Origin of the sequence: Microbacterium sp. (assembly GCF_052099035.1) — a bacterium.
GTDB lineage: Bacteria > Actinomycetota > Actinomycetes > Actinomycetales > Microbacteriaceae > Microbacterium.
In genome coordinates this window covers 88,127-92,212 of the sequence record NZ_JBQDSX010000004.1, presented here as the reverse complement: position 1 = coordinate 92,212, position 4,086 = coordinate 88,127, and the positions used below count along the sequence as shown (strand labels likewise).

At 66.0% G+C, this 4,086-nt stretch carries 5 protein-coding genes and 1 pseudogene; 1 reads left to right on the top strand and 5 read right to left on the bottom strand.

Annotated features, from left to right (window positions below; all coding sequences use genetic code 11):
• The 5 genes from eno to ACTIAO_RS02670 all read right to left on the bottom strand — a co-directional run.
• Positions 1-682 (bottom strand): phosphopyruvate hydratase (eno, locus tag ACTIAO_RS02690; protein WP_441904779.1); only part of this gene is annotated, 682 nt, incomplete at its 3' end.
• Between the two features lie 60 nt (positions 683-742).
• On the bottom strand, positions 743-1,417 hold the full coding sequence (locus ACTIAO_RS02685) for an O-methyltransferase (protein WP_441904778.1): 675 nt from the start codon (positions 1,415-1,417) through the stop codon (positions 743-745).
• Between the two features lie 31 nt (positions 1,418-1,448).
• On the bottom strand, positions 1,449-2,399 hold the full coding sequence (locus tag ACTIAO_RS02680; protein WP_441904777.1) for a CPBP family intramembrane glutamic endopeptidase: 951 nt from the start codon (positions 2,397-2,399) through the stop codon (positions 1,449-1,451).
• Positions 2,400-2,413: 14 nt separating this feature from the next.
• Positions 2,414-3,439 (bottom strand): DUF1648 domain-containing protein, encoded by a 1,026-nt coding sequence (locus ACTIAO_RS02675; RefSeq protein ID WP_441904776.1) that lies wholly within the window; start codon positions 3,437-3,439, stop codon positions 2,414-2,416.
• Entirely contained in the window at positions 3,436-3,786 is a 351-nt protein-coding gene (locus ACTIAO_RS02670) for a GntR family transcriptional regulator (protein WP_441904775.1), read from the bottom strand. Before ACTIAO_RS02670 ends, ACTIAO_RS02675 begins: the two co-directional genes overlap by 4 nt.
• A 108-nt stretch (positions 3,787-3,894) precedes the next feature.
• On the opposite strand from ACTIAO_RS02670, the pseudogene ACTIAO_RS02665 reads away from it, so the two are divergent.
• Positions 3,895-4,086: pseudogene (locus ACTIAO_RS02665) on the top strand (tetrameric acyl-CoA thioesterase); the annotation flags it as partial.

The window sequence follows — 4,086 nt, the reverse complement described above, 5'->3', positions numbered from 1 at the left end:
TCTCGATGGCCTTGACCAGGAAGTCGAGGCCCTCGCGGTTGCTGGGCAGGTCGGGAGCGAAGCCGCCCTCATCACCGAGGCCGGTGGCATAGCCGGCGGCCTTCAGCTCGCCACGGAGCACGTGGTAGGTCTCCACGCCCCAGCGCAGCGACTCGGAGTACGTCTCGGCGCCGATCGGAGCGAGGAAGAACTCCTGCATGTCGATGCCGTTGTCGGCGTGCTCGCCACCGTTGATCACGTTGAACAGCGGGACGGGAAGGACATGCGCGTTCGGGCCGCCGAGGTAGCGGTACAACGGCAGGTCTGCGCTGTCGGCAGCGGCCTTGGCGACCGCGAGGCTCACGCCGAGGATCGCGTTGGCGCCGGTGCGCTTCTTGTTCTCGGTGCCGTCGGTCTCGTTCAGGATCTCGTCGACGATGCGCTGCTCGCTCGCCTCGACGCCCTCGAGGGCCGGACCGAGCTCGTCGATGACAGCGTCGACGGCCTTCAGGACGCCTTTGCCGCCATAGCGCGACTTGTCGCCATCACGGAGTTCATACGCTTCGAATGCGCCGGTGGATGCGCCGGAGGGAACAGCTGCCCGCTGGACGATTCCATCGTCGAGGAGCACCTCCACCTCGACGGTCGGGTTGCCACGGGAATCCAGAATCTCGCGTGCGCCTACAGCCTCGATGAGTGCCACGTATGTACTCCTTGATCAGAGAGAAAGGTGGGTGTGGAGCGTCGTCGATCCGTGGTCAGTCTAGCTCGCGACGACGAGTGCGACAGCGAAACCATCCCACCCTTTGGATCCCACGGTCTGCAGGGCAGTCGCGTCGAAGCGCGGGTCCTCCGCCAGCATCCGAAGCGCGTCACGTGTGCCGATGACCATCGGATCGACGCTGTCGGCACGGACGACCTCGCCGTCTCGGCCGATATTGTCGAGCGCGATAACGGTCCCATCCCTACCGAGCGTGGCCGCCCAGTCCAGGTAGATCGTGTTCGATTGCTTGTCCGCGTCGATGAAGACGAGATCGAAGGGCTCGGACCCCTCGAGCGTTGGAAGAACGTCGGATGCTCGACCGATGCGGATCGCCACCCGCTCACCGACGCCCGCCGCATCGATGCTCGCGCGTGCGATCGCCGCGTTCTCCGGTTCCGCTTCGATCGTCACGACCTCACCGTCGGCACCGGCGGCACGGGCGAGCCAGATCGTGGAGTAGCCGCCGAGTGTGCCGATCTCGAGGATGCGGCGAGCGCCGCTCATGCGGGCAATGAGGTTCAGCAGCTTGCCGGCGACCGGTGCGACCTCGATCGCGGGAAGCCCCGCTTCTGTCTGCGCGGCGAGCGCGGCCTCGAGCTGCGCATCGTGCCCGACAAGAGTTGCGGAGAGGTAATCGTCGGTCAGACGCCAGTTCGCAGGAGTGGAGTCGGCCATGGCTCCACCCAACCGCTCCCCGCGGTCACCGTCAAGGGGCAGGCTGACGTGGCACCGACAGCATCCGTCCGACCGATCCGTCGAGTTCGGGCTGACGGCGGGACTGTCCCATCAGAGCGAGGATCACGATGACGACCGCGCAGACGATCCAGCCGGCGATGCCGAGGGGGCCGGCAAGGGCCATGTCGAAGCTCGTCCCCGCCGCGTAGAGCACGGCGATGAGACCGGCAGTCGCGTTCATCGCGCCATGCGCGAAGACCGCCGGCCACAGCGATGCCGAGCGCAGGCGCAGCCAGCCGAGCAGGATGCCCCAGGCGATGCATCCCCCGGTCATCAGCAGCACGCCGGCGATGTCGTACCGGCCGAAGTTGTAGCCGAGCAGGATGACCGGCGCGTGCCACAGCCCCCAGACGGCACCGCTGATCAGGAGTGCGGGCCACGTGCCGAGCGGGCGCAGTGCGGGCACGAGGAATCCGCGCCAGCCGAGCTCCTCCCCGAAGGCGAACAGCGCATTGATGGTCGCCGCAGCGAACGGGATCGCGATGAGCTGCGCGAGCACGGCCACCCATGTCGGTGGAAGCGGCGTACCCGCTGGAACCAGGGCCTCGAGCTGCTCGGTGTAGCCGGAGAACCCGAACAGGTCGAGCTGCACCCAGCCGCACAGCGCGGCGACGCCCACCGAGGCGACGATCAGCACCACGGGCCCGAACAGCCCTAGCACCATCATCCAGACCACGCGCTTGGCCGGTCGCAGCGGCCACATTCCCAGGAACCGCAGGCGCTCACCCTTCGGCACCGGACGCAAGACGAGCAGAACGATCAGCACGGCGAGAGCCGGTGTGAACATCATCGTTTGGATCAGGATGCCGGCGAGCGGGTTCGCGAGGCCTTCGCTGAGCCACAGCGGCAGCGCAACGAGCCAGGCGAGCCCCAGCGCGAGTACGACGAAAGCAATGGTGGCGGCCGGGCGGATGCGAGTCATGGTGTTGTCTTTCGTCAATTGTTGCGCGTCTGCACGCGGAGCGTGTCGAGGACGGCGGCAGCATCGGATGCTCCGTCGACGGTGACGACGAACACACGGCCGTTGGATTGCGTCACCTGCAGGGCCTCGCCGGCGCGCAGAACAATCCCGCGGCGGCCGTCGGTTCCGAGTCGCCAGCCCCAGCCGCCAAACTCTGCCATCGGGTTGATCTGCACGGTCTCGACTTTGATGATGTCTTCCAGCCGGATGCGGTTGTTCGGCCAGCCGATGAGTGACCGGGCGCGCAGTCCGTTCGCGTTGACTCGTATCCGAAACACCACCATCGACGCGGTGAGGACGGCGATCAACACGGTCGTCCCGGCGAGGATCACCCAACTGGAGTCACCCCTCGCTGCGACGAAGATGGTCGAGACCAGGAGCAGCGCCAGACCGACGCCCAGCACGATGACACCGGAGCGGGCCATCATTGCGGTGCCGAACCAGGCTGCGCGCTCGCCAGCGGTCAGCGGGATGCTGCCGGCTGGAGCTCCCTGCGCCATCGCCGCTACCGCGCTCTTCGGTTGCAGGAACCACCCGAGTGCGGTGAACACCACCAGGATTCCGAACCCGACAAACACCCAGGGTCCGATGTCGGGTGTGTCCGCCGAGTCGGGGAGGCCTCGTTGGATGTTGACGCTCACCAGCGAGATGAACGCCATCATCGCCGCCAGCGCAAGGTTGATCCCGCCGATGAAGCGTGTCGTCGGCGACCACTGCGTGACTGCGGGTTTCGCACTGCTCTGCGGCATCCGATGCGCAAACATCGCGATAAGCCCCATGCACAGGACAAGCCCGCCGCCAAGCCCCAGCGGGATCGCGAGATACGTCCACGCCGGCCCGAACCCGTTGACCCCCTCAGTGCCCCAGTGCGTCGCCACCGGATCGGGGAGTTCAGGCAACCACGCGGCGATCACGGCACTGGCGACCACGAGGATCACCAGTGGGATGATCAACCCGACCCAGATGAAGGCGGTGCGAGAGCGGCGAATGCCGTCGGTCATGCGGGGATCTCCTTGATGAGAGCGGCAAGGGTGGTCGGCGATACTCCGAGAGCAGCGGCGCGGGTTACGAGGGCGTTGATGTCGTGTGAAAGTTCAGCCAGTGGAGCGGCGGATGCGGCGACGATGGCGCCTCTCCCCCTGCGGAGGTCGAGGAGCCCCTCGTCGCGCAGCTCCTGGTAGGCGCGAAGCACGGTGTGCAGGTTGATCTCGAGTGCGTCAGCGAGCTCACGCGCAGACGCGAGCCGGTCGCCCGGCGCCAGTCGCCCGGCAACAATATCCGCGCGAACGGATGCCGCGACCTGGTCAAACAGCGGCCGAGGGCTGTCGACGTCAATCTTGATCAGCATCGCACACCCCTTCCGTATGAACTTCTAGTAATTCTAGTTCAACTAGAACAACTGTGGCAACACTCACATCAGTTATTGCTGCCGCGTGTGCTCGGTCACACTGGACAGATGAAGATCACTCCCCGTCGCCTCGCCATCGGAATGAGCCTGTGGGCCCCGAACTTCTTCAGCGGCATCCGGGTTCGACGCTTCAGCGACGACTGGACGCACGCCACCGTCGAACTGCACGTCAATGTCTTCACCCGCAACTATGTGAAAACCGCATTCGGCGGGTCGATGTCGGCGATGACCGACCCCTAC

Coding starts and splice junctions, on each gene's coding strand:
- ACTIAO_RS02675 (WP_441904776.1), bottom strand. CDS start 3,439: ATGACCGACGGCATTCGCCGCTCTCGCACCGCCTTCATCTGGGTCGGG.
- ACTIAO_RS02685 (WP_441904778.1), bottom strand. CDS start 1,417: ATGGCCGACTCCACTCCTGCGAACTGGCGTCTGACCGACGATTACCTC.
- ACTIAO_RS02670 (WP_441904775.1), bottom strand. CDS start 3,786: ATGCTGATCAAGATTGACGTCGACAGCCCTCGGCCGCTGTTTGACCAG.
- ACTIAO_RS02680 (WP_441904777.1), bottom strand. CDS start 2,399: ATGACTCGCATCCGCCCGGCCGCCACCATTGCTTTCGTCGTACTCGCG.